General features: G+C 61.9%; 24 protein-coding genes. 13 read left to right on the top strand and 11 right to left on the bottom strand.

The genetic code is table 11. The features are described 5' to 3' along the window. Positions 1-205: 205 nt before the first annotated feature. Complete coding sequence (locus ACZ445_RS13825; RefSeq protein ID WP_179028491.1) at positions 206-592, top strand: TIGR03067 domain-containing protein; 387 nt, start codon at positions 206-208, stop codon at positions 590-592. An 8-nt stretch (positions 593-600) separates the two neighbouring features. Here the strand turns inward: ACZ445_RS13825 and ACZ445_RS13820 are convergent, their stop codons facing one another. After that, complete coding sequence (locus ACZ445_RS13820) at positions 601-1,413, bottom strand: class I SAM-dependent methyltransferase (protein ID WP_179028492.1); 813 nt, start codon at positions 1,411-1,413, stop codon at positions 601-603. Between the two features lie 154 nt (positions 1,414-1,567). Here ACZ445_RS13820 and ACZ445_RS13815 point away from each other — a divergent pair, with 154 nt between their 5' ends. The 3 genes from ACZ445_RS13815 to ACZ445_RS13805 all read left to right on the top strand — a co-directional run bounded on the left by ACZ445_RS13815 (position 1,568) and on the right by ACZ445_RS13805 (position 6,025). Continuing rightward, positions 1,568-2,806 carry an MFS transporter gene (locus tag ACZ445_RS13815; protein ID WP_464708611.1) on the top strand — a complete coding sequence of 413 codons (1,239 nt, stop codon included), beginning with the start codon at positions 1,568-1,570 and terminating at the stop codon, positions 2,804-2,806. A 142-nt stretch (positions 2,807-2,948) separates the two neighbouring features. Then, entirely contained in the window at positions 2,949-4,535 is a 1,587-nt protein-coding gene (locus tag ACZ445_RS13810) for an ABC-F family ATPase (RefSeq protein WP_028616043.1), read from the top strand. A gap of 314 nt (positions 4,536-4,849) precedes the next feature. Beyond that, entirely contained in the window at positions 4,850-6,025 is a 1,176-nt protein-coding gene (locus ACZ445_RS13805; RefSeq protein ID WP_058426152.1) for an MFS transporter, read from the top strand. Here ACZ445_RS13805 and ACZ445_RS13800 read toward each other — a convergent pair. Beyond that, complete coding sequence (locus tag ACZ445_RS13800) at positions 6,019-7,056, bottom strand: alpha/beta hydrolase family protein (RefSeq protein WP_058426151.1); 1,038 nt, start codon at positions 7,054-7,056, stop codon at positions 6,019-6,021. The genes ACZ445_RS13805 and ACZ445_RS13800 overlap by 7 nt on opposite strands. A gap of 206 nt (positions 7,057-7,262) precedes the next feature. After that, entirely contained in the window at positions 7,263-7,874 is a 612-nt protein-coding gene (locus tag ACZ445_RS13795) for an FMN-dependent NADH-azoreductase (RefSeq protein WP_464708463.1), read from the bottom strand. Between the two features lie 202 nt (positions 7,875-8,076). Here ACZ445_RS13795 and ACZ445_RS13790 point away from each other — a divergent pair, with 202 nt between their 5' ends. Then, entirely contained in the window at positions 8,077-8,985 is a 909-nt protein-coding gene (locus ACZ445_RS13790) for a LysR substrate-binding domain-containing protein (RefSeq protein WP_179028650.1), read from the top strand. Further along, positions 8,982-9,338: an MmcQ/YjbR family DNA-binding protein gene (locus ACZ445_RS13785; RefSeq protein ID WP_179028651.1), complete on the top strand. Its 357-nt coding sequence runs from the start codon at positions 8,982-8,984 to the stop codon at positions 9,336-9,338. Before ACZ445_RS13790 ends, ACZ445_RS13785 begins: the two co-directional genes overlap by 4 nt. On the opposite strand, the gene ACZ445_RS13780 is transcribed toward ACZ445_RS13785, so the two are convergent. Both ACZ445_RS13780 and ACZ445_RS13775 read right to left on the bottom strand, forming a co-directional pair. After that, on the bottom strand, positions 9,327-9,710 hold the full coding sequence (locus ACZ445_RS13780; protein WP_058426147.1) for a DUF1294 domain-containing protein: 384 nt from the start codon (positions 9,708-9,710) through the stop codon (positions 9,327-9,329). The genes ACZ445_RS13785 and ACZ445_RS13780 overlap by 12 nt on opposite strands. After that, positions 9,707-10,537: an undecaprenyl-diphosphate phosphatase gene (locus tag ACZ445_RS13775; RefSeq protein ID WP_071495794.1), complete on the bottom strand. Its 831-nt coding sequence runs from the start codon at positions 10,535-10,537 to the stop codon at positions 9,707-9,709. The genes ACZ445_RS13780 and ACZ445_RS13775 overlap by 4 nt, the downstream gene beginning before the upstream one ends. A 219-nt stretch (positions 10,538-10,756) precedes the next feature. Here ACZ445_RS13775 and ACZ445_RS13770 point away from each other — a divergent pair, with 219 nt between their 5' ends. The 3 genes from ACZ445_RS13770 (at position 10,757) to ACZ445_RS13760 (ending at position 13,660) form a co-directional block, all read left to right on the top strand. After that, a complete protein-coding gene (locus ACZ445_RS13770) occupies positions 10,757-12,391 on the top strand; it encodes a methyl-accepting chemotaxis protein (protein ID WP_058426145.1) in 1,635 nt (544 codons plus the stop codon). A gap of 160 nt (positions 12,392-12,551) precedes the next feature. After that, a complete protein-coding gene (pnuC, locus tag ACZ445_RS13765; RefSeq protein WP_010210641.1) occupies positions 12,552-13,115 on the top strand; it encodes a nicotinamide riboside transporter PnuC in 564 nt (187 codons plus the stop codon). Beyond that, positions 13,112-13,660, top strand: coding sequence for an AAA family ATPase (locus ACZ445_RS13760; RefSeq protein WP_464708610.1), 549 nt, complete (start codon positions 13,112-13,114; stop codon positions 13,658-13,660). The genes pnuC and ACZ445_RS13760 overlap by 4 nt, the downstream gene beginning before the upstream one ends. Here ACZ445_RS13760 and ACZ445_RS13755 read toward each other — a convergent pair. Continuing rightward, complete coding sequence (locus ACZ445_RS13755) at positions 13,622-14,062, bottom strand: MarR family winged helix-turn-helix transcriptional regulator (protein ID WP_464708462.1); 441 nt, start codon at positions 14,060-14,062, stop codon at positions 13,622-13,624. The two genes, ACZ445_RS13760 and ACZ445_RS13755, sit on opposite strands and share 39 nt — an antisense overlap. 74 nt (positions 14,063-14,136) lie before the next feature. On the opposite strand from ACZ445_RS13755, the gene ACZ445_RS13750 reads away from it, so the two are divergent. Then, entirely contained in the window at positions 14,137-15,258 is a 1,122-nt protein-coding gene (locus ACZ445_RS13750; protein WP_310863106.1) for an FAD-dependent oxidoreductase, read from the top strand. On the opposite strand, the gene ggt is transcribed toward ACZ445_RS13750, so the two are convergent. Beyond that, a complete protein-coding gene (ggt, locus tag ACZ445_RS13745; RefSeq protein WP_464708460.1) occupies positions 15,252-16,976 on the bottom strand; it encodes a gamma-glutamyltransferase in 1,725 nt (574 codons plus the stop codon). The two genes, ACZ445_RS13750 and ggt, sit on opposite strands and share 7 nt — an antisense overlap. A 160-nt stretch (positions 16,977-17,136) precedes the next feature. Here ggt and ACZ445_RS13740 point away from each other — a divergent pair, with 160 nt between their 5' ends. Then, entirely contained in the window at positions 17,137-17,784 is a 648-nt protein-coding gene (locus tag ACZ445_RS13740) for a TetR/AcrR family transcriptional regulator (RefSeq protein ID WP_179028656.1), read from the top strand. A gap of 120 nt (positions 17,785-17,904) precedes the next feature. Here ACZ445_RS13740 and ACZ445_RS13735 read toward each other — a convergent pair whose 3' ends face one another. From ACZ445_RS13735 to ACZ445_RS13720, 4 genes are all read right to left on the bottom strand, one after another. Then, a complete protein-coding gene (locus ACZ445_RS13735; protein WP_464708459.1) occupies positions 17,905-21,438 on the bottom strand; it encodes a molybdopterin cofactor-binding domain-containing protein in 3,534 nt (1,177 codons plus the stop codon). After that, entirely contained in the window at positions 21,438-21,920 is a 483-nt protein-coding gene (locus tag ACZ445_RS13730; protein WP_058426138.1) for a (2Fe-2S)-binding protein, read from the bottom strand. Before ACZ445_RS13730 ends, ACZ445_RS13735 begins: the two co-directional genes overlap by 1 nt. Before the next feature lie 142 nt (positions 21,921-22,062). Then, positions 22,063-22,497, bottom strand: a complete 435-nt coding sequence (locus ACZ445_RS13725; protein WP_179040838.1) for a MarR family winged helix-turn-helix transcriptional regulator — start codon at positions 22,495-22,497, stop codon at positions 22,063-22,065. A gap of 188 nt (positions 22,498-22,685) precedes the next feature. After that, positions 22,686-23,738 carry a 2,5-dihydroxypyridine 5,6-dioxygenase gene (locus ACZ445_RS13720; protein WP_179040744.1) on the bottom strand — a complete coding sequence of 351 codons (1,053 nt, stop codon included), beginning with the start codon at positions 23,736-23,738 and terminating at the stop codon, positions 22,686-22,688. Positions 23,739-24,045: 307 nt separating this feature from the next. Here ACZ445_RS13720 and ACZ445_RS13715 point away from each other — a divergent pair, with 307 nt between their 5' ends. Both ACZ445_RS13715 and ACZ445_RS13710 read left to right on the top strand, forming a co-directional pair. Then, positions 24,046-25,179: an FAD-dependent monooxygenase gene (locus ACZ445_RS13715; protein ID WP_179029500.1), complete on the top strand. Its 1,134-nt coding sequence runs from the start codon at positions 24,046-24,048 to the stop codon at positions 25,177-25,179. Then, complete coding sequence (locus ACZ445_RS13710; protein WP_310863111.1) at positions 25,176-25,973, top strand: alpha/beta fold hydrolase; 798 nt, start codon at positions 25,176-25,178, stop codon at positions 25,971-25,973. The genes ACZ445_RS13715 and ACZ445_RS13710 overlap by 4 nt, the downstream gene beginning before the upstream one ends. Positions 25,974-25,980: the final 7 nt, after the last annotated feature.

The following is a 25,980-nucleotide window of genomic DNA, read 5'->3' as shown; positions in this document are numbered from 1 at the left end:
CCTGAAATCACAATTCACACAATCGGCACGACCGGCTGAGTGACCACCCGGCGCGTGGCCCTTTGCAGTTATTTAGCCACAGGTTGTAACCAAAAGTTAACTAAGAATTGTGAAAAGCTGTCTTGCGAATGTGCTGCGTAATCAGGCTTCAAATGGTAAAAGGCATCGTCATCGACGATTTCCCCTTCAACAAAAAGGAATTTGTATGTCATCCCGTTTGGATCCGGACTTTCAAGCGCTCCAAGGTGCTTGGGAGCAAACCTCACTCGAAGACAGCGGCGTGCTCAACCCCATCGACGCGCACACGGCTCCTGGCGCAATCACCACGATCAGCGGCAACGGCTTCGAAGTGAAGACGGTCAGCGGCGAGGTATTACTGGCAGGACGTTTTTTCCTCGACAGCAGCACCGTGCCCAAGCGCATTACTTGGATCGACTCCATGGGAGATGACGCCGGCAAACACTTGCCCGCCAGTTATCGCCTCGACGGTGATGAATTTGTGTTCATTGCCGCCGACGAAGGTATGCCCAGGCCCACCACGTTCAGCACAGGCCCTGGGCAAACCATGCGCACGTTCGTGCGCCGCGACTGAAAGACGCCTCAGTCGAGACGCTTGGTAGCGGTCAAGGTAAAGCACATCGGTAATTGTGCGGGTTGGTGCTCGTATTGGTCGTAGAGTTCTTCGCGGTTGGAGTGGGGATACTCCTGCAGGTGACCGATCTGCAACTGCGCGCCAATCGCGGCACTGACTACATCGCCCAGAGTGTGCACATACCAATAGGACGTCGGCCCGGCCACCTCGCCCTGTCCCTCATAGACTATCGACTCCTGCAGTACGAAAGGTTCGCGCTGGAAGTAGGAACTCGCCGGCAGGAACGGGTTTTGCGCCCGTGGATCGAACACCTCCAGAAACGGATGGGTTTCATACATGACCAAGGTGCCGCCGGGTTTCAGGGTGAGGGCGACCTGCTGCATGAACATCGCCACATCCGGCATCCAGCCCAGCACCCCAATCGTCACCAGGGCGATGTCAAAGCGCCCGTGCAACGCCTGCGGCAGATGATGGATGTCACTCTCGATAAACTCAGGGTTGTGCGGCGAGACATCGGCCAGTTCCCGGGCCTGCTGGAGGAACGCCGGGGATTGGTCCACGCCCACCACCGAACGTGCGCCCAGGCCAAACAGCGACAGGCTTTCGCGGCCATTGTTGCAGCACAGTTGCACCACATCTTTGCCGGCCACGCCAACGTCTTGCAGCAGCCCGGTAATCGTAGGATCCAGGCAGGAAAAGTCCGCCTGGCCGACGCTGTTGAGCAAGGCGCTCCAGGTGTCGGTGGCCTTGTGCAGGCCGGCCGATTGATCCCAGGCGTCTTTGTTGCAGGCAATCGCCTGTTGAGCTGAGGGCATGTCCATTGCGTCTCCAGATAATCCATACAGAGGGGCTCAGAAAATAAGCCATGTACCCACGGAATAAAACCCAGCGAATGCACGAAACTTAACGCAACGCATACGGGTCACTAACGCAATGCGTGTTCAGTCCTTGAACGCCGCTTGCGAAGTGCTCGCCGTGGCCAACCATTCCGACCTGCGTAATACCCTGTCCCTCGACAGCCTGAACTTCTTCCTGGCGGATGTACGCGACGGCCTCGGACCCTATCTGGCCATTTACCTGCTGGCCGTGCACCAATGGGACCCGGCCAGTATTGGCGTGGTCATGACCCTGGCAGGCATTGCGGCATTGATCACCCAAGGCCCGGCGGGCGCGTTGATCGACCGCACCCGCAGCAAGCGCGCGGTGATTGCGCTGGCCGCTATTGTGGTAACCGCCAGTTGCCTGCTGCTGCCCTTTGTCAGCTCGTTCAGCCTGGTGGCATTGACCCAGGCCGCCAGCGCCGTCGCCGCCTCGGTGTTCGCGCCGGCGATCTCTGCGATCTCCCTGGGGATCACCGGGCCTCGCGCGTTCACCCGCCGCACCGGACGCAACGAAACCTTCAACCACGCCGGCAATGCCGTGGCTGCCCTGTTGGCCGGCGGCCTGGCCTACCTGTTTGGTCCGGTGGTGGTGTTTTACCTGATGGCGTTCATGGCGCTCGCCAGCATCATCGCAATCAGCTGTGTGTCGGCCGAAGCCATCGACCATGAAGTGGCCCGCGGTTTTGATCCGGCACATCACACCGACCATGAACAACCGTCCGGCATGAAGGTGCTGCTGGCAAATCGCCCGCTGCTACTGTTTGCCATCTGCTGTGCCCTGTTTCACCTGGCCAACGCCGCCATGCTGCCGCTGGTCAGCCAGAAGCTATCGCAGATCAATCTGCAGATGGCTACGCCGCTGACCTCGGCGTGCATCGTCGCCGCACAATTGGTGATGGTGCCGATGGCCTGGCTGGTCGGGCTCAAGGCCGACCTGTGGGGGCGCAAACCACTGTTGATGGCCGGCTTCATGATCCTGCCGCTACGCGGCGTGCTCTACACCTTGTCCAGCGACCCTTACTGGCTGGTGGCCGTGCAAATGCTCGACGGCATTGGCGCGGGGATCTTCGGCGCGCTGTTCCCGGTGATCGTCAAGGACCTGACCCAAGGCACCGGCCGTTTCAACGTCAGTCTGGGCGCCCTCTCCACCGTGTTTGGCCTGGGCGCGGCACTGAGCAGCAGCCTGGCGGGTTTCGTGGTGCAACAGGCCGGGTACAACGCGGCGTTCCTGACCCTAGCCGGGGTCGCAGCGCTGGCCTTGGCGTTGTTATGGCTCGCAATGCCGGAGACCCTGGCGAAACCTTCCTTCGTCGGACATACAACTGTCGCCTGACATATGCGACAATGCGCGCCAAATTCCAACACACATCCCCCATTTTCTGCTCAGCGACCGGGTTTCGCGCCTTGATGTCGCTGTTGACGCATGCCTGAAGGCTCCTGCCGACACGCTCGCAACCCATTGATAGGTAAAGTAATTGATCTCCACAGCTAACATCACCATGCAGTTCGGCGCCAAGCCGCTCTTCGAGAATGTCTCGGTCAAGTTCGGCGCTGGCAACCGTTATGGTTTGATCGGTGCCAACGGTTGCGGCAAGTCGACCTTCATGAAAATCCTCGGTGGCGACCTCGACCCGTCCGGCGGCCAGGTCATGCTGGAGCCGAACGTACGCCTGGGTAAACTGCGCCAGGACCAGTTCGCCTACGAAGAATTCACTGTGCTCGACACCGTGATCATGGGTCATGAAGAGCTGTGGAAGGTCAAGGCCGAGCGCGACCGCATCTACTCGTTGCCGGAAATGAGCGAAGAAGACGGCATGGCCGTGGCCGAGCTGGAAACCGAGTTCGCCGAGATGGACGGCTACACCGCCGAATCCCGCGCCGGTGAACTGCTGCTGGGCCTGGGCATTCCCCTGGAACAGCATTTCGGCCCGATGAGCGAAGTGTCTCCAGGCTGGAAACTGCGCGTATTGCTGGCCCAGGCGCTGTTCTCCGACCCGGAAGTACTGTTGCTCGACGAACCGACCAACCACCTGGACATCAACACCATCCGCTGGCTGGAAAACATCCTGACCCAGCGCTCCAGCCTGATGATCATCATCTCTCACGACCGTCACTTCCTGAACAGCGTGTGCACCCACATGGCTGACCTGGACTACGGCGAGCTGCGCCTGTTCCCGGGCAACTACGACGAGTACATGACCGTGGCGACCCAGTCCCGCGAGCAACTGCTGTCGGACAACGCCAAGAAGAAGGCGCAGATCTCCGAACTGCAATCCTTCGTCAGCCGCTTCTCGGCCAACGCCTCGAAAGCCAAGCAGGCCACCTCCCGTGCCAAGGCGATCGACAAGATCCAGCTGGCCGAAGTCAAGCCGTCGAGCCGGGTGAGCCCGTTCATCCGTTTCGAGCAGAACAAGAAGCTGCACCGCCAGGCCGTCATGGTCGAAAAAATGGCCAAAGGCTTCGACGGCAAACCGCTGTTCAAGGACTTCAGCTTCCAGGTCGAAGCGGGCGAGCGCGTGGCGATCATCGGCCCGAACGGTATCGGCAAGACCACCCTGCTGCGCACCCTGGTCAACGAACTGACCCCGGACGCCGGCAGCATCAAGTGGACCGACGCCGCGGAACTGGGCTACTACGCCCAGGACCATGCGCATGACTTCGAAGACGACGTGACCCTGTTCGACTGGATGGGCCAGTGGACCCAAGGCGAGCAAATGATCCGTGGCACCCTGGGTCGCATGCTGTTCTCCAACGACGAGATCCAGAAGTCGGTCAAGGTGATTTCCGGTGGTGAGCAGGGCCGCATGCTGTTCGGCAAGCTGATCCTGCAAAAGCCGAACGTGCTGATCATGGACGAACCGACCAACCACTTGGACATGGAATCCATCGAAGCGCTGAACCTGGCGCTGGAGAACTACCCGGGCACGCTGATCTTCGTCAGCCACGACCGTGAATTCGTTTCGTCCCTGGCCACCCGCATCATCGAGTTGAGCGCCACCGGCGTGATCGACTTCAGCGGCACCTATGACGATTACCTGCGTAGCCAGGGTGTGGTGTTCTAAAACACTCGATTTATTGTAGTGAACGAGCCTGTTGTGACGAGCGGGCTTGTTGTGGCGAGCGGGCTTGCCCCGCGTTGGGGCGCGAAGCGGCCCTAAAAAAACACCGCGCTCTGTCTGACAGAACGCGGTGTTTTCTATTGGGGCTGCTTCGCAGCCCAACGCGGGGCAAGCCCGCTCGCCACAATAAGCCCGCTCACCACAACAGCATCGTTTACCGCACAAAGCCTGTTCATCAGACAAAGTAGTTAGCCAGCTTCCTTTTCCCCCGCGCCCTTGCCATCATGCCCGCACCGCCCGCCCGCGAACGAGTGCCCATGTCTGCCGCCGCCCCCAGTTCGATATCGATCACCCTGCAGATCGTCTCCATCGTCTTCTACACCTTCATAGCATTTATCTGCATCGGCCTGCCGATTGCGGTCATCCCTGGCTATGTGCACGAGCAACTGGGTTTCAGCGCAGTGGTGGCCGGGATCACCATCGGTTCGCAGTACCTGGCGACGCTACTCAGCCGCCCCATGGCCGGGCGCATGTCAGACAACGTCGGCACCAAGCGTGCGATCGTGCTGGGCCTGGCCGGGATTCTGCTGAGTGGCGTACTGACGTTCTTCGCCACGCTGGTGGCAAGCCTGCCAACGTTGAGCCTGGGTATCCTGATCGTCGCGCGACTGCTACTAGGTGTGGCCCAAGGGCTGATCGGCGTGGGCACCATCAGTTGGTGCATGGGCGCGGTGGGTGCGGAACACACCGCACGATCGATCTCGTGGAATGGCATCGCCTCCTACGGTGCCATCGCCATCGGCGCGCCGCTTGGTGTGGTGATGGTCGCGGAATATGGCTACAACAGCCTCGGCATCGCACTGACAGTATTGTCCGCACTCGGGTTGCTGCTGATCCGCAATAAACCCTCGGTGCCAGTGGTGCGCGGCGAGCGCCTGCCGTTCTGGGCGGTGTTCGGACGTATCGCGCCGTTTGGCGCCAGCCTGTGCCTGGCCTCGATTGGCTACGGCACCCTCACTACCTTTATCACCCTGTACTACCTCAATCGCGGCTGGGCCGGCGCAGCGTACTGCCTCACGGTATTCGGCGTGTGCTTTATCCTTTCGCGACTGGTGTTTATCTCTGCCATCAGCCGTTTCGGCGGTTTCCGCGCAGCCATTGCGTGCATGACCATCGAGACCCTCGGCCTGACCCTGCTGTGGCTGGCGCCGTCTACCGGTGTAGCATTGATTGGCGCCGGCCTGACCGGCTTCGGCTTGTCGCTGGTGTACCCGGCGCTGGGTGTGGAAGCCATCAAGCAGGTGCCCAATAGCAGCCGTGGCGCGGGACTGAGTGCGTATGCGGTGTTTTTTGACCTGGCCCTGGCGATTGCCGGGCCGTTGATGGGTGCCGTGGCGCTGAACCTCGGCTACGGCTGGATTTTCTTCTGCGCGGCGCTGTTGTCGGTCACCGCCCTGGGCGTGGCCCTGCTGCTCATGCGCCGCGCTTACTGATCAGCCGTCTGCAAGCCTGCGCGGGTGGATTGGCCGAGGGTGTGACTGAAGAACCGTCCCGCCTCGGAGATCAGGTCGCGGTGAATGCCTTCGCGGTCGACCCCGTCGGCATCGGTGCAAATCGCCGGCATCGTTGCCAACTGATCGCTGTCACACGGTGCCATGAACACGAAGTGCCCTGCCCCGGCCAAGAGTTTGAAGTCCGGTGGTTCCGGCAGTTTGCGCGCCAGTGCAGCCGCGTTCTTATCCACCGCCACCAACTTGTCGCCATCGCCACTGTAAAGCAGCACCGGCACATGCACATCGGCCAGGGTGTGGCGACCGAACATCAGGCTCAGCGGTGCCATCAACATCAGGGCATGGATGCGCGGGTCGGATTGCGGTTGCAGGTCATCACGGTCTACCACCAGTTCGCCCTTGGTAGTGCAGGCGTCGCGATCTTCCGGACGTTCCTGGCAATACCGGCGCAGGCGGTCGAAATCCGGCTTGGCGCCGGCCAGAATCAATGCGGTCTCGCCCCCGGCTGAGTAACCAATGACACCCACCTGGTCCACGTTGACGAACGGCGACAGCATCGGGTCGCCGAGGGTGGCGGTGATCGCTTCGGAAATCTGGATCGGCCGACCATACAGGTTGCTCACTGTGCCCAGGCGGCTGTGATCCTTGTAGTTGTCACCCGGGTGCAGCACCGCCACCACCACAAAGCCTTTGCGCGCCAGTGACGTGGCCAGGTCATGCAACGCAAGTGGCGTACCGGTGTTGCCGTGGGACAGCATCAGCATCGGGAAACGGCCGATGGCGATCTTGGAATCTTCGGTGGCGGCGACGTGATAGGCACCCACCTGTGTGGTGTGTTCTAGATCGGTAGAGGGATAGAAGGCGATTGCCTTCATGGGTTGCAGGTCCAGCGGATCGAGAAACGTCATGCGATGAAAGCCCACACTCCAATGCGGGTGCGGCGCGGGTGCGGCGTGCACTGAAATCAGGCCGCCGAGCAGGGAAAGAACCATAACAGCACAAAGACGCATCATGGGGATGTCCACCTTTGCTGCGTGAGAACAAACATATCGAAAAAAGTCCAGGGTGTTAAACCCATGCTTGCACAACCTGGGCCAAAGTAATGACAGCGGCTAAACGAAAAAACTCCGTACTCCGTTCGTTTTGAGGCGAGCAGAATACAGAGTTTAGGCGCCCGGCTTCAGAATGAAACCGAGCAAAGGCGGAATTTACACAAGCCTTACGCGGCGGTGAACAATTGTTCGTTGATGACTACGTTGGCGTCGTTCAGGGACTTGCTGCGCACTTCATCACCATAGGCCAGGCCTTCTGCACGCACGATTTCGATATCAGTAATACCCAGGAAGCCAAACAGCAGCTTCAGGTAGCCTTCGTGGGCAGCGCCCGAGGCCTGGCCGGCATGCAGGCCGCCTGCAGTGGATACGATGATGACTTTTTTGTTGCCGCACAGGCCTTCAGGGCCGGCTTCGCTGTAGCGGAAAGTCTGGCCGGCGACGGCGATACGGTCGATCCAGGCTTTCAACTGGGTCGGAATGGTGAAGTTGTACATCGGTGCGCCAACCACTACCGCGTCGGCGGCGAGGAATTCAGCCAACGACGAAGCGCTCAGGTCAGCTTCATGCTTCTGCGCGGCATCGCGCAGCTCAGCGGCAGTGCCCAGGGCACCCAGGGTTGCGCCGGAAAAGTGGTTGATGCCTTCGCTGGCCAGGTCACGGTAGGTCACTTCGACACCCGGTTCAGCCGCTTGCCACGCCTTGACCACGCCCGCGCTGAGCTGACGGGACGCCGAGTTGTCGCCGAGGATGCTGGAATCGATATGCAACAGTTTCATGCGGGATCTCCAAGTGAGGATCGCGGTGGGGCGATCAAGTGAGGTTGATCCTACAGATGATCCGAATAAAGGATTAGACCGTTGAAACGCGACTGTTTGTCCCGCCAGTGAGACAATCCGAACACAAACCCGGTGCGCTGCGTTATCGTTGACGTTTTTCGCGAGCCAGCTCGCTCCTACAGTTTCCCCCCCGAGGCGGATCATGCAAGACCTCAACGACCTCTACTATTTCGCCAAAGTCGTCGAAGCCGGCGGTTTCGCCGCCGCCGGCCGGCTGCTGGGGATTCCCAAGTCGCGGCTGTCGCGGCGCATCGCCGAGCTGGAAGAGCGCCTCGGCGCACGCCTGCTGCAACGTACCACCCGCCAACTTACCCTCACCGCCGTTGGCGAGCGCTACCTGCGCCATTGCCAGGCCATGCTGCTGGAGGCGGAAATGGCCGATGAGGCCGTGGCCAGCATGTCCAGCGAGCCCCGTGGACGACTGAGGGTGAGCTGCCCGGTGGGCATGGCCCAGCACATCCTGCCGGAGGTGGTCGCCGGTTTCCTCGCCGCCCACCCTCAGGTGCAGTTGGAGATGACCCTGGTCAACCGTCGCGTCGACCTGGTGGCCGAAGGCATTGATGTGGCCTTGCGCGTGCGCGAACTCGGCGATGAAGACCCGCTGTTGGTGACCAAACGCCTGCGCCAGGCCCAGACCGTGCTGGTGGCCAGCCCCGCGCTGATGCTCGGGCGTCAGGTCACGACCCTAGACGACCTCAAGCAGTTGCCGATTCTCGGTGCGCTGGAGGCGGACCGCCTGGTACATCAACGCATTCTCGACCCTCAGGGCAACGCTCACGACCTGGCGATGGAAGCCCGCCTGGGTATCGACGACTTTATCGTGCGCAAAGCCAGCGCCATCATGGGCCTGGGCTTTACCGTACTGCCGATGATGTACTGCGAAGAGGAATTGGCGAACGGCCGATTGGTGCAACTGCTGCCCGAATGGTCGTTGCCGGGCGGTTGGCTACAGGCGGTCTACCCGCATCGGCGCGGCGTGCTGCCGGCGATCCGGGCCTGGATCGACTACCTTGAAGAAGGCTTCAAAGGCTGTGGAGACCGCTTGCTATGAAGATGACCGAAGCACAAGTCGCGGCGTTCTGCCTGGCACTGCCCGGCGCGCGCGAAGACTACAAATGGGGCGGCGTGCGGGTGTTCTCGATTGCCGGCAACAAGATGTTCGCCCTGCAAAACCTGCGTGGTGACTCGCTGGCGTTCAAGGTCGACAAGGAACTGTTCCTCGGCCATGTGGACCGCCCGGGCATCCACCCGGCGCCGTACCTGGCGCGTGCGCAGTGGGTCATCATGAACACGCCCTACCCGCTGGGTGCCGAAGAACTGCGCGGCTTGTTGCACCGCTCCCACCAGTTGGTGGTGAGCAAGTTGCCCAAGCGCACTCAGGTCGGGTTGCTGCTAGAGGACTGAGAGCAAGGTGCCGCCGAGGAACAACTGGTCCAGCCAGAACACCTCATGCAGCAACACGATCACCCAGAACAGCACCTGGTAAGACACTTTGCGCGTCTTGTGGCGAAACACCTGCTGGGCAATCAACGCTCCCGGCCAGCCGCCCGCCAGCTCCACGGCGTGCAGGATGTTTTCCGGGGTGCGCCAGCGCTCGGTCTGCGCCTTGCGCTTGTCGCTCCAGTACAGGAAAAACGCGATCACGCTGACCACGCCATAAGCCGCCAGCGGGATCAGCGTCTCGCCGCGATACCAGACCAGCGCGGCCCCTATCAATGGCGGCGCGCACAACAGCGCAAAGATCGCTGCCTTCAAACGCGGATATTGGATGTTCAAGGCTTGACCGCCGTCCAGTCGATCCAGCCGAACTGCCAGGTCGCCAGGATCAGCAGGCCGAACGCAATCCGGTACCAGGCAAATGCCGCGTAGCTGTGGCTGGCGATGAACTTGAGCAAGCCCTTGACCGCAATCATCGCGAAGATGAACGAGGTCACGAAGCCGATGGCGAACACCGGGAAATCCGCCGGCTGGAACAGGTCACGGTACTTGTAGCCCGAATACAGCGCGGCACCGACCATGGTCGGCATGGCCAGGAAGAACGAAAACTCGGTCGCGGTCTTGCGCGACAGACCGAACAGCAGGCCGCCAATGATGGTTGCACCGGAGCGCGACGTGCCGGGGATCATGGCCAGGCACTGGGCGAAGCCGATCTTGATCGCATCTTTCCAGGTGATCTCGTCGACGCTCTCGGCATGGGTCCGGTGCTGGCGCCGCTCGGCCCACAACATGATGATGCCGCCTACTACCAGGGCGGTCGCCACGGTGATCGGGTTGAACAGGTAGTGCTTGATCAGGTCGGCGAAGATCACCCCCAATACCACTGCCGGCAACACGGCAATGATCAGGTTGACCGTAAAGCGCTGGGCATTGCGCTGGCTTGGCAAACCGATGACCACGTCGAGGATCTTGCGGCGAAACTCCCAGACCACGGCGAGGATCGCACCCAGCTGGATGATGATGTTGAAGGCCTCGAAACGCTCGCCACCGAAGCCGATCAAGTCGGCGACGATGATCTGGTGGCCCGTGCTGGAAATCGGCAGGAACTCGGTCAGCCCCTCCACAACGCCAAGAATCAATGCCTGTATGGCGGTCCAAAAATCCATGCTTCCCCCAAAGGTCTTGCTCTATGGCAAGCCTTGTTGATCTTTTTAATGGTTCACTGACGACAAGACCCGGGGCTGATTCTCAACCCCGGCACGCAAAAATCTTGTGAAAAATCAGACAGTATTCAGGTTTTCCGAATACAGGCCGAAAGCCTATCAGACAAGGCGGAAAAGTCGATGCAACGCCCACAATTATAAAAAGCACGGAGTGACAGGACGATGAACAGTTTGCGCAATATGTCGATCAGCCGGCGTCTCTGGCTGATCCTGATAGTCGCCGTGCTGATGCTGTTGGCCCTGGGTTTGCTGATGCTCAAGCAGATCCACGGCGACCTTTACCAGGCCAAGCGCCAACAGACCCAACACGTGGTCCAGACCGCCAGCGGGATCCTGACGTTTTATCACGGCCTCGAAACCACTGGCGTGATGACCCGTGAAGCGGCCCAGAAACAGGCCCTGAGTGCCGTGCGCGGCTTGCGCTACGACCATGACGACTACTTCTGGATCAACGACCTCACGCCCGTGATGATCATGCATCCGGCCAACCCCAAGCTCGACGGCCAGAACCTCTCGGCCATCCGCGACCCCGACGGGTTTGCGGTGTTCAACGAATTCGTGAGCCTGGCCAAGGCCAAGGGCGCGGGCATCGTCAACTATCGCTGGCCGAAACCGGGCGCCGAAGCGCCGGTGGCCAAGACCTCGTACATCCAACTGTTCGAGCCGTGGGGCTGGATCATCGGTTCCGGGGTGTACGTGGACGATGTGCAGGCCGAGTTCAGCGGCCAGGTGTGGAAAGCCTCGTTTATCGGCCTGGGTATCGCGGTGCTCATGGCGTTGCTGGTAGCGCTGATCGCCCGCAGCATCGTGCGGCCGTTGCAGGACGCGGTGAACGCCATGGGCAATATCGCCAGCGGCGAAAGCGACCTGACCCGCAGCCTCGACACCCACGGCCAGGACGAAGTCACCCAACTGGCCCGGCACTTCAACAGCTTCACCGCCAAGCTGCGCCAGGTGGTCAGCCAGTTGCAGGAATGCGCCAACGCCCTGGGCCAGTCGTCCCAGGAACTGGGCACCAATGCGACCCAGGCCCATGATCGCAGCCAGCAGCAATCCCAGCAGATGGAACTGGTGGCCACCGCCATCAACGAAGTCACCTACGGTGTGCAGGACGTGGCCAAGAACGCCGAACACGCCGCCAGCGAAATGCGCGACGCCCAGGCCCAGGCGCAGCAAGGCCAGGTCAATATCGACGGCAGCCTGCAGCAGATCGACCAGCTCTCCGGCACCATCAGCCAGGCGGTGGAGGTGATCCGCACCCTGTCCGCCGAAAGCACCCAGATCGGCAGCGTGCTCGAAGTGATCCGCTCCATCGCCGACCAGACCAACCTCCTAGCCCTCAACGCCGCGATTGAAGCAGCCCGCGCCGGCGAACAAGGCCGTGGCTTTGCGGTGGTGGCCGATGAAGTGCGGCTGCTGGCCCAGCGCACACAAAAGTCCACCGCCGAGATCCAGGGCATGATCGAACGCCTGCAAGGCCACTCGGAAGCCGCGGTCAAGGTAATCAGCGACAGCCACAGCGCCTCGCAACTGACCATCGAACAAGCCGGCCAGGCCGGGGCCAGCCTGACCGCCATCGGCCAGGCGCTGCGCAACCTCAACGGCCTCAACGCCTCGATTGCCAGCGCGACGCTGCAACAGGCCCATGTGGTGGAAGACATCAACCAGAACGTCACCCAGGCGGCGGGCTTGTCCCACAGCACGGCACTGGCGGCGGAGCAGTCGAGCGTGGCGAGTGGACAGTTGCGTGGCCTGAGTGAACAGCTCGACGGCCTGCTGCGCCAATTCAAAATCTGATGCTGCTTGTAGCGAACCCACTTGTTGTGGTGAGCGGGTTTGTTGTGGTGAGCGGGCTTGCCCCGCTCGCCACAACAAGCCCGCTCACTACAGAGATAATGCCTACGCCAATCTTCTTTGGTTACAATCCCGCCCTCTCCCACTCCCCCAAGGAACCACCATGTCCGGGCTTGAACTGTTCGCCGCCGCCCTCGGGGTGATCGCGGTGTGGCTGACCGTCAAGCAAAACCCCTGGTGCTGGCCCATCGGCCTGGTCATGGTGCTGCTCTACACCTGGGTGTTCTTCGATGTGAAGCTCTATTCCGACATGCTCTTGCAGGTGGTCTACGCCGCGCTGCAGGTCTACGGGTGGTGGCAGTGGACCCGCGCCGGCGAAGTCAAGCAAGGGCGACAGGTCACCAGCCTGGGAGTGCCGGCGATCATGGCCAGCCTGGCCGTGGGCGCAGTGGGCAGCCTGTTGCTCGGCGCCGCCATGGCGCACTGGACCGATGCCGCCCAGCCCTGGCTGGACGCCGCCCTCACCGGCTTCAGCCTGGTGGCGCAGATGTGGATGGCGCAGAAACGCGTGCAGTGCTGGCCACTGTGGATCGCAGTGGATGTGATCTTCGTCGGGCTGTTCCTCTACAAAGGCCTGTACCTTACCGCCGCGCTCTATGCACTGTTCACCGTGATCGCCGTGCAAGGCTGGCGTGAATGGCGCGCCGATCCGGCGTTGCACGCATGAAGGTGGTGGTACTGGCCGGCCCGGAATCCAGCGGCAAAAGCTGGCTGGCCGCAGAGTTGCAGGCGCATTTCGGCGGGTTGATGGTCGGTGAATACGTGCGCCATTTCATCGATCACCATCAGCGCGACACCACCCTGGCCGATATCCCGGCCATTGCCCGTGGTCAACTGGCCTGGGAAGACGCCGCCCGCGCCCAACAGCCTGCGCTGTTGATCCTCGACACGCACTTGCTGACCAACAAGCTCTGGAGCCAGACCCTGTTCGGCGACTACCCCGCCTGGCTCGACAGCGAACTGCTGGCCCGCCACTACGACCTGCACCTACTGCTCTCGCCGGACGATGTGGAATGGACCGCCGACGGCCAGCGCTGCCAGCCGGAGCTGGCGGATCGCCAAGCGTTTTTCCAGGGCAGCCTGGAGTGGATCGAGCACCATCAGCAGCCCGCCCTGGTGATTCGTGGTCATTGGGCACAGCGCCGCGCCAGCGCATTTGCTGCGGTTGAACAGCTACTCGCCGGCACGCTCCAGGTTGGCATTCACCCTTAGCAGCAACGCCAGCAAGGTCGCCTCCTCCTCTTCACTGAACCCCTCCAGCGCCTGCGCGCTGCCTTGCAGCATGATCGCGCGGGCGGCGGGCATGCGTTCGCGCGCCGCGTCGGTCAGGGTAATCAAGCGGCTGCGTTTGTCAGCCGGGTCAGCCACCCGTTCGATCATGCCGTCACGCTCCATACGGCCCAGCAACTGGGCCATGCTCGATTGCTCGACACGGGCGATGCGCACCAGTTCGGCCTGGGGCAACCCCCCGCTGCGCTTGAGTGCCACCAGCACCGGAATCTGCGCGATAGCAAAGCCCAGCGCTCTCAGGCGACCTTCGTAGAGGCGGATGAACCCCCGGTTCGCCATGCCGATCTGTTGCATGGGGTTTGGAGCAGGCGTTTGCGTCTTCATGAGGGCGTTGACTTTCCATAGGATCCTATGAACTAAATGTATAGGATCCTATAAACATCGCCAAGGACAATTCCATGAATACCTCATTGCGCATCGCCATCGTCGGCGCCGGCCCCGGCGGGTTGACCTTGGCGCGAATCCTTTATCGCCATGGTGTCACTGCCAGCGTGTTTGAACGTGAACGTAGCCCGTTGGAGCGCCCACAAGGTGGCACGCTTGACCTGCATGCCGAATCCGGCCAACTCGCCTTGCAGCGTGCCGGCCTGGAGGACGCGTTCAAACGCATCGCCCGTTACGAAGACCAAGGCTCGCGCTTGATGGATCAGCACGGTCGCTTGTTGTTCGAAGCCCCCAACCCGGGCGCAGGCGACCGCCCTGAAGTCGACCGCACCGCCTTGCGCCAGGCGCTGCTGGATTCACTGCCGCAAGACTGTGTGAGCTGGGGTGTCAGCGTCACCGACGTGCGTCCGACCGGCGATGGACGCTGGGCACTTCATCAAGGCGCGCTCACCCACGGCCCCTTCGACCTGGTGGTGGGTGCCGACGGCGCCTGGTCGAAAATACGCCCGCTGCTGTCGACCTATCAGCCGCAATACAGCGGATTGACCTTTATCGAATTCGGCATCGACGATGCAGACTGTCAGCACCCGCATCTCGCCGGACTGGTCGGCCGAGGCACCCTGCAGGTTGCCGGCGAAGCCAAGGCGATCATCGTGCAGCGCAACGCCAACGCGCATTTGCGCGGCTATGCGATCTTCCGTGTACCGTCCGACTGGGCAGCCGATCACCTCAGCCTGCCCGCACTGAAAGCCCAGTTCCATGGCTGGCACCCGCAGGTATTGGCATTGTTTGATGCGGCGAACGAGACGGTACTGGCGAGACCGATCTACGCCCTGCCCGTCGGCCATCGCTGGTCCCATCGCCAGGGGTTGACGCTGATCGGCGATGCGGCCCATCTGATGTCGCCGTTTGGCGGCGAAGGGGTGAACGCGGCGATGCTGGATGCGGCCGAACTGGCGCAGCACCTGCTGGAGACACCCGACTGCTCATCCGCAGTGCAGGCCTATGAAAACCACATGTTCGAACGAGTGATACCGGTGGCCCAGGGCAGCGCCGAAGGCGCCGCCATCCAGTTATCCCACGACAGCCTGGCGCTGTCCCTGGCCCACCTGCATCACCACCTCACGCCTCAGTAGCCCAACGACAGCCCCGTATTGCGACGCGGGTCATTCGCCCCATAGAAGCGGTTGTTACCCACCGGTTTGCCATCCAGCGACGGTGCACCCACCAAAATCGCCGCCAAGTGGTTGGCATCCTGCGGCCCGGCAAACTTGTGACCCCAGCTTTCGAGGATCTTCTGGGTGTCCGGGCTCACTGCAAACCGCTCAAGGTTAGTGGTTTCCGGCATCCATTGCTGGTGGAAACGCGGCGCGTCCACGGCTTCCTGGATATTCATCTTGTAGTCGATGACATTCAGGATAGTCAGCAAGGTCGCGGTAATGATGCGGCTGCCACCTGGCGTACCCACCACCATCACCGCCTTGCCATCCTTGGTCACGATGGTCGGGCTCATCGACGACAGCGGCGCCTTGCCCGGTGCGATGGCGTTGGCTTCACCCTGGACCAGGCCGTACATGTTCGGCACGCCGACCTTGACGGTGAAGTCGTCCATTTCATCGTTGAGGATCACCCCGGTCTTGCTCGCCATTACGCCCGCACCGAACCAGTCGTTGAGGGTGTAGGTAACCGACACCGCGTTGCCCCACTTGTCGACGATGGAGTAGTGAGTGGTGTTGTTGCCTTCATGGGGCGACACGCCCGGCTTGATCGCCTGGGAATCGCCGGCCTTCTGCGGTTCGATGGCGTCGCGCAGTTTGGCCGCGTAGTTTTTGTCCAGCAGGTGCTCGATCGGGTTCTTCACGAAGTCCGGGTCGCCGAGGTAGCTGTTGCGGTCCACATAGGCGTGGCGCATGGCTTCGATCTGGTAGTGCAGGCCCTGGGCCGAGTGATAGCCCAGGTCAGCCATCGGGTAGCCTTCGAGGATGTTCATGATCTGGCAGATCACTACGCCACCCGAGCTGGGAGGCGGTGCCGAGACCACGTGGTAGCCACGGTAGTCGCACTCGATGGGCGCCAGTTCGCGGGTCTTGTACTTGTCGAGGTCCGCCTGGGTGATGATGCCCTTGCCGGCCTGGCTGGAATCCACCAGCGCCTTGGCCACCCAGCCTTTATAGAAACCGTCGCTGCCCTTGGCCGAGATTTCTTTGAGGGTCTTGGCCAGGTCTTTCTGCACCAGTTTCTGACCGACCTGCATCGGCTGGCCGTTGTGCAGGAAGATTGCGCGCATGTCCTTGTCTTTTTCAAACTCGCCGGTGGCGGTGTGCAGCAGATCAATGTCGCCCTGCTCCAGCGCAAAGCCGTTTTCCGCCAGCTTGATCGCCGGGGCGATGACCTGGGCGCGCTTGAGGGTGCCGTATTTGCTCAGCGCCAGTTCCATGCCCGACACGGTGCCGGGTACGCCGACAGCCAGGTGGCCCTTGGAGCTGAGGCCTTCGATGACATTGCCGTCCTTGTCCAGGTACATGTCGGCGGTGGCCGCCAACGGGGCTTTTTCGCGGAAGTCTAGGAAGGTCTTGCGCCCGTCCGCCAGTTGCACGGTCATGAAACCGCCGCCGCCCAGGTTGCCCGCCGCCGGGTACACCACGGCCAGCGCATAGCCCACGGCCACGGCAGCGTCGACCGCATTACCGCCGGCCTTGAGCACGTCTACACCCACATGAGTTGCCAAATGCTGGGCCGTTACCACCATGCCGTTTTCACCGGCCACCGGGGCCTGGGAAGCGGCTTGCACACCACTGACGGTCAACACCAGGGCTGTGGCAATCAAGGTACGGCTGAAAGGTTGGTATTTCATCCATGGCTACTCTAGTTATTGAGACGCACCAAAATAGCCCGTTGCGGATTCAATCCCCAGCGCAATGGCGTTTTTATTACAGAACTTGTCGGTCACAGAACGGACCTGAAAACGCCCATGCTATATTTCGCGCCCTGACTGTCCTGCAAGGCGCTCTGACATGGTGATCAAGAAGACCGGCATTCGCGCCCAACAAGCCGACCAGACCCGCGCGCGCATCCTCCAGGCGGCGGTCAAGGTGTTCACCCGTGACGGTTATTCCGGCGGGCGTGTCGACACCATTTCCAAGGAGGCCGACTCCAACGACCGCATGCTTTATTACTATTTCGGCAGCAAGGAACACCTGTTCGTCTGCGTGCTGGAACACATCTATGAGCAGTTCAACAAAGCCGAAAGCAAGCTCAAGCTGGACCTGGACGCACCGGAGCAGGCCCTGCGCGACCTGGTGGCGTTTATCTGGAATTACTACGTCAAGCACCCGGAATTCGTGGCGATCCTGAGCATCGAGAACCTGCACCAGGGCAAACATGCCCAGCAGTCCGGCGAGATGCGCAGGTTATCCGGGGAAGCCGTGGGCGTCTTGAAGCCGATCATCGAAGCCGGCCAGGCCCAGGGCGTGTTTCGCCAGGATGTGGACCTCAAGCACGTGTACTTGATGATTGCTTCGCTGTGCTACTTCTATAACTCCAACCGGCATACCCTCAGCTCATTCCTCGGTGAAGACCTGGCAAGCAAAGGGCAGCAGCAGGATTGGCTGGGGTTTATCAGTGATTTGGTGATACGTGGCGTCACCCCGCCCTCCCTGTAAACACCCTATCAAAATGTGGGAGGGGGCTTGCCCCCGATACAGGTACATCAGCCAGCCTATGTTTAGCTGACCCACCGCCATCGGGGGCAAGCCCCCTCCCACCTGTTTTACCCCATTGCGTCAATGGGTGCCGGGGTTGGCACGCAGATGCGCTACCTTCTGCTCCAGCCCCTTCCACTGCGGCGCATTCGGCGCAAATTGCCCGCGCAGATACGCTGCCAGATCCGCTACCTGGCTGTTCGACAAACTGTCCTTGAACCCCGGCATATACCCCAGGTCCTGGGTCGCCGGGTGGCTGATACCTTGCAGAATCACCTTGATCAGGTTATCCGGCTGGTCGCTGTGCACATTGGTATTGGTCGCCAGCGATGGGCTCACCCCAAACAGCTTCGGTCCCAGGCCGTCGGCATGGCAGGCCTTGCATGAACCTTCAAATACGCGTCGGCCATTCGGATTTGGCACGCTGACGGCGGCCGCCACCTGGGCCTCGGCTGCGGCTTCGCCATTGAGCGACGCCAGGTACACCGCCATCGCACGGATATCCACCTTGGGCAGCTTGGACAATTCACTCACCACCGGCCCCATCGGGCCTGCGGCCACGCCGTGGGCGTCGGAATAGCCGGTGCTCAGGTAGGTAAACAATTGGTCTTCGGTCCACGGCGTCGGCGCCTTCGACAGCCCTGTCAACGCTGGCGCCTCCCAGCCATCGACCATGCCGCCCGCCAGGAACGCCTTACCACCCTTCTCCGCCCCCATCAGGTTGCGCGGCGAATGGCAGGCCCCACAATGCCCCAGGCCATTGACCAGGTAATTGCCGCGATTCCATTGCTCGCCGCGCTCAGGCTGCGGGGTGATTTCGCCACGTCGCAGGTTCAACGCGTTCCACCCCGCCATCAACGGCCGGATATTGAACGGAAAACGCATGGCATTCGGCGTCGGCGCCTGGCTCACCGGCGCCTGGGACATCAGGTAGGCATACAGCGCCTGCATGTCCGCATCGTTGATATTGCGGAACGCCGTGTAGGGAAACGCCGGGTACAGGTTGCGCCCGTCACGGCCAATCCCATCGCGCATCGCGCGCTCGAACGCCGGGTACGACCAGGCACCGATGCCGGTCTTCACGTCCGGGGTGATGTTGCTGCTGTACAGCGTGCCGAAGGGGGTTTGCATCGCCAGCCCACCGGCGTTGGTCGCACCGCCCGGCGCCGTATGGCACACCGCGCAATCACCGACTGCCGCGAGCAGGCGCCCACGTTCCAGGGTGGCCTTGGACCAGGTGCCGGCGCTGGGCGGCGCAATCGGTGCGATTTCATTGTGGAAGGGCCAGGCCGTCGCCAACACCGCGCCCAAGGTGGCGAACAACGCGCCGAACCACCATTTGCGCCGTTTCTCCGGCGACTTGTCCGGCTCGCCCAAGGTGCCGGCATTCAGCGCCGCCAATACCCGCTCCGGGGTGATCGGCAGCTCACGAAACCGAATGCCGGTGGCGTCGTAGATCGCATTGGCAATCGCCGCCGCGCTGGGCACCGAGGCCGACTCACCGGCGCCCATCGGCGGCTGGTCCTGGCGCGGCATCATCATCACGTCGATCTGCGGTACCTCAGGGAAGGTCAGGATCGGATAGCCGCCCCACTCCTTGCTCGCCACCGTCGACTCCTCAAAGGTCACGCGCTCCTTCAGCACACGGCTGGTGGACTGGATCACATTGCCGTGGATCTGGTGCTGCACCCCAGCCGGGTTGATCATCATCCCCGAGTCATGGCCGATCACCACGCGGGTCACCGACACATCACCGGTCTGCTTGTCGATGGCTACGTCCGCGACCCATGCCGCCCAGGCCGCGCCGAAACCAGGAAACTTGCTGTGGATGTAGCGCGCGTAGGCAAAGCCCCGACCACGCAGCAGGTGGTCCTCGTTGGCGGTTTGCATCGGCGCGGTGCGCGGCGTCCAGTTGGCGCGCTCGGCGGTGGATTTGACCAGGTCGATGGCGCGTTCGTCCTTGAGGTAGCGCAGACGGTATTCCACCGGGTCGACACCGGCGGCGAAGGCCAATTCATCGATATAGGATTCGTGGGCGAAGGTGTTGGGCAGCGCCGACACACCGCGCATCCACGACGCACGCACGATGGGCGCCATGTCGTTGATGGTCACGCGCATGTTGTCGATGTCGTAGGGCGGGATCGAGGTGCGGTCGCCCATCTCGAACATCGCCGCCACCGGTTCCACGCGGCCGGTCAGCAACAACGCCAGGGTTGGCGCGCCGTTGGAGGGGTAACTGGTTTCAAAGTCGTAGGCGGCAATGCTGCCATCGGCGTTGAGGCCGCCATCCACATCCATCAACTGCGCAGTGCCCTTGGGCTCCCACAGGTGTTCCTGTTCGCGGGTCAATTGCACGCGCACCGGTTTGCCGACTGCACGGGACAGCAGCAAGGCATCGGCACACACATCATCCGCACAATTGCGCCCATAACAGCCGGCGGCTTCCATGCGGATCACGTCGATCAGCGCCTCATCACACTCCAGCAGCCACGCCAGGTCGGCGCGCAGCAGGTGCGGGTTCTGGCTGCCCGACCACACCCGGCTGCCGGCCGGCGAGTAATCCGCCACGCCACAGGAAGGGCCGATCGAGCCGTGCATCTGGTACGGCCACAGGTAACTGCGCGGCATGCGCTGGCTGGCGTTGGCCAGGGCTTCATCGACATGGCCCTGGTCAAGCACGGTGCGGCGCACGCGAGGGTTGTCGCGGATGGCCTGCTCGACATCACTCATGTCCGGCAAGGCGTGGTTCCAGGGCTTCCAGTGCACCTGCAAGGTGCTGGCGGCCTTGATCGCCTGCTCTTCACGCAACGCGACCACGCCGACAAAATCGCGGATGACCACCACCGCAACGATGCCAGGAACGTGGGCGATGGAGGACTCATCCACGCTCAACAGGCTGTTGCCGACAAAATCGCCGCAATCCAACCCGGCATAGGGCGGGCGGATCACCCGGCCATGAAGCATGCCTGGCACGCGCATGTCGTGCACGTAGGTCAGTTCACCGGTGGCCTTGCCGGGGATATCCACCCGTGCGGCGCCCTTGCCCACCAGGCGATAGTCCTCAGTGGCCTTTAGCGGCGCGTCGCCGCTGATGCGCAGCTGGTCGTGCTGGCCGCTGACCAGTTCGCTATAGGTGGTGGTGCGGCCATCCGGCGCCTGAATAACGCCAGCCTCCACGTTCAGGCTGGCGGTACTCACGCCCCAGCGTCCCGCTGCCCGCGCCAACAGAAAACGTCGGGCTTCGGCGGCCGCGTTGCGCAGGGGGACTGCCGATATCTGCAATGTAGCGCTGGCAATGGTCGCGCCCTGGTTGGGCACGCGCTCGGTATCCCCAAGCACCATCTGCACCTGGTCCATCGCCAGGTCCAGTTCCTCGGCCACGATCTGCGCCAGCGACGTACGGATGCCGGTGCCCAGGTCCACATGGCCGTTGAACGCATACACCAGGCCGTCATCGTTGACCGCAATAAACAGCCCAAGCTCCTTGGGCTTGACCGTAGGCGTGCCGCCCTTGGCCACCGGCCCCGAAGGTGGCAGCACCTCATCGACGATCAACAAAACGCCGGCCTTGGCCAGCCATTGGTCACGGGAAAGCGGAATGTTCGGCATGGTCATCAATCCACGGTCATCAGGCGGGCCGCACGCAACACGGCGCGCAGGATTTCGATATGGGTGCCGCAGCGGCAGAGGTTGCCCGACAGCTCGTTGCGCACTTGGGCTTCGCTGGGGTTGGGGTTACGGTCGAGCAAGGCCTTGGCGGTCATGATCATGCCGTTGAGGCAGTAGCCACATTGCGCGGCCTGCTCATCGATAAAGGCTTGTTGCACCGGGTGCGGCGCCTGGCGCGTGCCCAGGCCTTCGAGGGTGACAATCGCGCGTCCCACGGCCCCCGACAACGGAAACACACAGGCACGCGCCGCCACCCCATCGATGATCACGGTGCAGGCACCGCACTCCCCCAGGCCACAGCCATATTTGGGACCATTGAGTTCCAGGTCATTGCGCAGCACCAGCAACAGCGGCGTGTCCGCCATGGCGCTGACTTCGCGTGTTTGCCCGTTGACCTCAAGCGCTACTGTGATGTGCTGGCTGATCATGTGCTTCGCCCGTAACAGTTGATGAAGTACTCACTACATGAAACAGTCAAAAAAAAGCGTCGCGGACCTGGGGCCTCGCGACACACTTGACTGGTGAAGTGGTTACTACATGAACTCAGAGCAAGATCGGTGCCAGCAGGGACTACTCCTGGGGATCGTCGATCATCTTGCGCAACAGGAACAGCACCGCCACCCGTTCGGCCGGGTTGAGATTGCTCATGGTCAATTCACTGATCTGCGCAGCACGCGGCGCGGTCTGGGCGACCAGTTCGGCGCCTGCCGGGGACAGGTCCACCACCACTTTGCGTTTGTCCTGCGGGTCCGGTTCCAGGCTGATCAGTGCCTTGGCCTTGAGTCGCTCGACGATCCCGCGGATGGTCGCCTGGTCCACGGCGGTAGCCTTGACCAGTTCAGTCAACGAACTTGCACCGTGATCGCGCAGTGCGCACAGCGTCACGAACTGCACGGCGGTGAGCTGGGAGTCGCCGACATTCTGCTGGAAGATCGCCAGGTGGCGCTGGTAGGCCTTGCGCAGCAGGTGGCCAACTTGTTCAGAAAAGACATAGGAATCAGGCACGGCGGGGCTCGGTGGATGGCTGGCGATGGGGAAGCATGATGGCTTCGTTGTTGGATGCACTCAAGTTTCTCATGCTCGAATGTAGTCTACATGTGGGAGGGGGCTTGCCCCCGATGGCGGTGTATCAGCAAGCTAATTTCCAGCTGCTCCTCCGCCATCGGGGGCAAGCCCCCTCCCACACGGGTTAATCAGCGGGCCAGGGAAGCTGTCGGGGCGACAACATCACCGGCAATGACCACCGCTTCGTCATCCAGGTACACATCGCAATTGCGCAGCGGGATATCCATATGGCACGGCGTCTTGCGTGTCCCACCCACCTCGGTGTTCGGCCCGGTGGAGAACAGGAAATTACCGTAGAACGCCCGCGCATCCATGCACATGCCGTCGTTCTTGTCGTGCAGGCCCATGGCCGTCCACTGCGCCCGTGGTTGCAGGCCCCAGCCGATATGGGAGATGCCGTATACCTCGGGGTCGTCGAAGTACTTCATGTAGTCACGCAGGTATGCGGCCTCGAACCCCCCATGGATTTTAGTGATGAAGCCCTTCTCGATTTCCAGGGTGATCTTCTCGCGGGTGTAGGTCTTGAAGGGCAGCAGGATGTCGCCAATGTCCAGCACCAGCACGCCCTCGGCGGTTTCTTCGTTGGGCCAGGAAAACAGGAAGCCGCTGGGCCAGTGGTCCCAGCGCCCCGGTTCATCGGCAAAACCGTACTCGGTCACGGAGGGGTATTGCCCCAGGGCGGCACGGAAATCACTGCCGGCGCGGGATTTGACGTGGATCGAACGCGCCTTCTTCAACAGCTGTTCGGCGGCCAGCACCCGCACCTTGTCTTCCTCGGTGGGCAGCATGCGCGCCAGCACTTCCGGCGGCTCCACGGCCAGCAGGATACGCGTGCCGGTCTTGAGGATCTGCTCCTGCTCCGGCGAGTGCAGCAGCATCATGGTGTCGACGATCAGGTCCGCCGCCTCCAGGGCGCGCTGCGCGGCGATATTGCCGGTGAGCGCGGTGTCGCCGCAGTAGGCGGTCATGTCGTTGCCCATCGCCTTGGGATGGTTGAACGAAGGCAACTCCACCGCATACACCTTGGCCCCCAGGCGCTGCGCAGCGTCCATCGCGGCACGCACGGTGCGCGGGTCCGAGTAATGGCTCTTGAGCACGGCGACGCTCTGGGTCGGGTCGACCTTGGACAGTTTCAACACGTGCTCGAACATCTGGGTCAATTCGCAATCGCTTACCGGCATTTTCCTGTCTCCTGTGGGCCTGCACCAAGTTCAGGCACTGCGCTTCAGACTAGTGCATTTTTATAGCGTATACGCCATTTAATAACGATAAGACCCGAATTGCGAACAGACTGCAAGCGGCGCACCAAAACGTTACCTATCGAAACATTACCAGTATTTTATAGCCACAAAGCGTTACACAGGATAAATATGGCCAGAAAATAAATTTGCCAAGACAGGCTTCCCATTTCAAAAAATGAGCGTATACACTTTAAAAACCTTGCGGACAGTCACCGCCAACAATCACAACGAAAGAGGAACACGCCCCATGGGAAGCACGCAAAAAATCGCCATCGTCGGCGCCGGCCTCGGCGGTGCCGCCGCTGCCACCCTGTTGCAGCAAGCCGGCTTCGACGTCGATGTGTATGAGCAGGCGCCGGAGTTTTCCCGGTTGGGCGCAGGGATCCACATGGGCCCCAACATCATGAAAATCTTCCGTCGCATGGGCATCGAAAAGCAGCTGGACTTGATGGGCTCGCACCCCGAGCACTGGTTCAGCCGTTGCGGCGAAACCGGCGACTACCTCTCGCGCATCCCGCTCACCGGCTACGGCGCCTCCTACATCACCGTGCACCGTGGCGACCTGCATGCGCTGCAGATGTCCACCCTCAAGCCCGGCACCCTGCACTTCAACAAACGCTTGGAAAGCCTCGAAGAAACCGACACCCAGGTGCGCCTGACCTTCGCTGACGGCCAGGTGACCTACGCTGACATCGTGATCGGTGCCGACGGCATCAATTCCAAGATCCGCGAAGAACTGCTGGGCGTGGAAAAACCGCTGTACAGCGGCTGGGTCGCGCACCGCGCACTGATCCGTGGCGACCAGCTCGCCAAGTACAACCACAAGTTCGAAGACTGCATCAAGTGGTGGACCGAGGACCGCCACATGATGGTCTACTACACCACCGGCAAGCGCGACGAGTACTACTACGTGACCGGCGTCCCCCACCCCGAATGGGACTTCCAGGGCGCGTTCGTCGACAGCAGCCGCGAGGAGATGTTTGACGCCTTCAAGGGCTACCACCCCACCGTGCAAGCCTTGATCGAATCCACCGACAGCGTGACCAAATGGCCGCTGCGCAACCGCAACCCACTGCCACTGTGGAGCCGGGGTCGCCTGGTACTGCTCGGCGACGCCTGCCACCCAATGAAGCCGCACATGGCCCAGGGTGCTGGCATGGCCATCGAAGACGCCGCCATGCTCACCCGCTGCCTACAGGAAACCGGCATCAGCGACTACCGCACCGCCTTCGAGCTGTACGAAGCCAACCGCAAGGAACGTGCCTCCCGGGTGCAGGCAGTGTCCAACGCCAACACCTGGCTGCGCACTCAGGAAGACCCGGCCTGGGTCTACGGCTATGACCTGTACGCCCAGGAACTGAAATCGGGGGTAGCCGCGTGAGCACCTTCCTCTACGGCGGCAACGTGCAGGCCAACGGCATTCGCCAGCATTACTTGCGTTACGGCGGCAAAGGCCCGGCGTTGATCCTGATCCCGGGCATCACCAGCCCGGCGATCACCTGGGGGTTCGTAGCGGAGCGCCTGGGCGCACAGTTCGACACCTATGTGCTGGACGTGCGCGGTCGCGGGCTGTCTTCCACCGGCCCCGAACTCGACTACAGCGCGGACACCTGCGCCGACGACATCGGTGCCTTTGCCGATGCGCTGAATCTGGACAGCTACCACCTGATGGGCCATTCCATGGGCGCACGTTTTGCCTTGCGCAGTGCGGTCATGCATCCCCGGGGCGTGAAGCGCGTGGTGCTGATCGACCCGCCGGTGTCTGGCCCGGGTCGGCGTGAGTACCCGAGCAAACTGCCGTGGTACGTGGATTCGATCCGCCAATCCCTGGTTGGCATGGACGCCGAGGCAATGCGCGCCTTCTGCGCCACCTGGACCGACGAACAACTGCAACTGCGTGCCGAATGGCTGCACACCTGTTTTGAGCCCGCCATCGTGCGCGCCTTCAATGATTTCCACACCGTGGATTTCCACCAGGACCTGCCCCACCTCAAGGCCCCGGGCCTGCTGATGGTGGCCGGTCGCGGCGGGGTGATCCTCGACGAAGACGTTGCCGAAATCCAGGGCCTGCAACCGCGCATCCAGGTCGGCCACGTACCCAACGCCGGGCACATGATTCCGTGGGATGACTTCGACGGTTTCTTCCACGCCCTCGGCGACTTCCTCACACAATAAAAACGGA

It is taken from the genome of Pseudomonas allii, assembly GCF_055380095.1.
The sequence above is the reverse complement of the archived record's forward strand: the minus strand, read 5'-3'. Positions and strand labels throughout refer to the sequence as shown.

Excerpts from the sequence above, each read along its gene's own strand:
- ACZ445_RS13825 (WP_179028491.1), top strand. The coding sequence starts at position 206 with ATGTCATCCCGTTTGGATCCGGACTTTCAAGCGCTCCAAGGTGCTTGG.
- ACZ445_RS13820 (WP_179028492.1), bottom strand. The coding sequence starts at position 1,413 with ATGGACATGCCCTCAGCTCAACAGGCGATTGCCTGCAACAAAGACGCC.
- ACZ445_RS13805 (WP_058426152.1), top strand. The coding sequence starts at position 4,850 with ATGTCTGCCGCCGCCCCCAGTTCGATATCGATCACCCTGCAGATCGTC.
- ACZ445_RS13800 (WP_058426151.1), bottom strand. The coding sequence starts at position 7,056 with ATGATGCGTCTTTGTGCTGTTATGGTTCTTTCCCTGCTCGGCGGCCTG.
- ACZ445_RS13795 (WP_464708463.1), bottom strand. The coding sequence starts at position 7,874 with ATGAAACTGTTGCATATCGATTCCAGCATCCTCGGCGACAACTCGGCG.
- ACZ445_RS13790 (WP_179028650.1), top strand. The coding sequence starts at position 8,077 with ATGCAAGACCTCAACGACCTCTACTATTTCGCCAAAGTCGTCGAAGCC.
- ACZ445_RS13785 (WP_179028651.1), top strand. The coding sequence starts at position 8,982 with ATGAAGATGACCGAAGCACAAGTCGCGGCGTTCTGCCTGGCACTGCCC.
- ACZ445_RS13775 (WP_071495794.1), bottom strand. The coding sequence starts at position 10,537 with ATGGATTTTTGGACCGCCATACAGGCATTGATTCTTGGCGTTGTGGAG.
- ACZ445_RS13770 (WP_058426145.1), top strand. The coding sequence starts at position 10,757 with ATGAACAGTTTGCGCAATATGTCGATCAGCCGGCGTCTCTGGCTGATC.
- pnuC (WP_010210641.1), top strand. The coding sequence starts at position 12,552 with ATGTCCGGGCTTGAACTGTTCGCCGCCGCCCTCGGGGTGATCGCGGTG.
- ACZ445_RS13760 (WP_464708610.1), top strand. The coding sequence starts at position 13,112 with ATGAAGGTGGTGGTACTGGCCGGCCCGGAATCCAGCGGCAAAAGCTGG.
- ACZ445_RS13755 (WP_464708462.1), bottom strand. The coding sequence starts at position 14,062 with ATGAAGACGCAAACGCCTGCTCCAAACCCCATGCAACAGATCGGCATG.
- ACZ445_RS13750 (WP_310863106.1), top strand. The coding sequence starts at position 14,137 with ATGAATACCTCATTGCGCATCGCCATCGTCGGCGCCGGCCCCGGCGGG.
- ggt (WP_464708460.1), bottom strand. The coding sequence starts at position 16,976 with ATGAAATACCAACCTTTCAGCCGTACCTTGATTGCCACAGCCCTGGTG.
- ACZ445_RS13740 (WP_179028656.1), top strand. The coding sequence starts at position 17,137 with ATGGTGATCAAGAAGACCGGCATTCGCGCCCAACAAGCCGACCAGACC.
- ACZ445_RS13735 (WP_464708459.1), bottom strand. The coding sequence starts at position 21,438 with ATGACCATGCCGAACATTCCGCTTTCCCGTGACCAATGGCTGGCCAAG.
- ACZ445_RS13730 (WP_058426138.1), bottom strand. The coding sequence starts at position 21,920 with ATGATCAGCCAGCACATCACAGTAGCGCTTGAGGTCAACGGGCAAACA.
- ACZ445_RS13720 (WP_179040744.1), bottom strand. The coding sequence starts at position 23,738 with ATGCCGGTAAGCGATTGCGAATTGACCCAGATGTTCGAGCACGTGTTG.
- ACZ445_RS13715 (WP_179029500.1), top strand. The coding sequence starts at position 24,046 with ATGGGAAGCACGCAAAAAATCGCCATCGTCGGCGCCGGCCTCGGCGGT.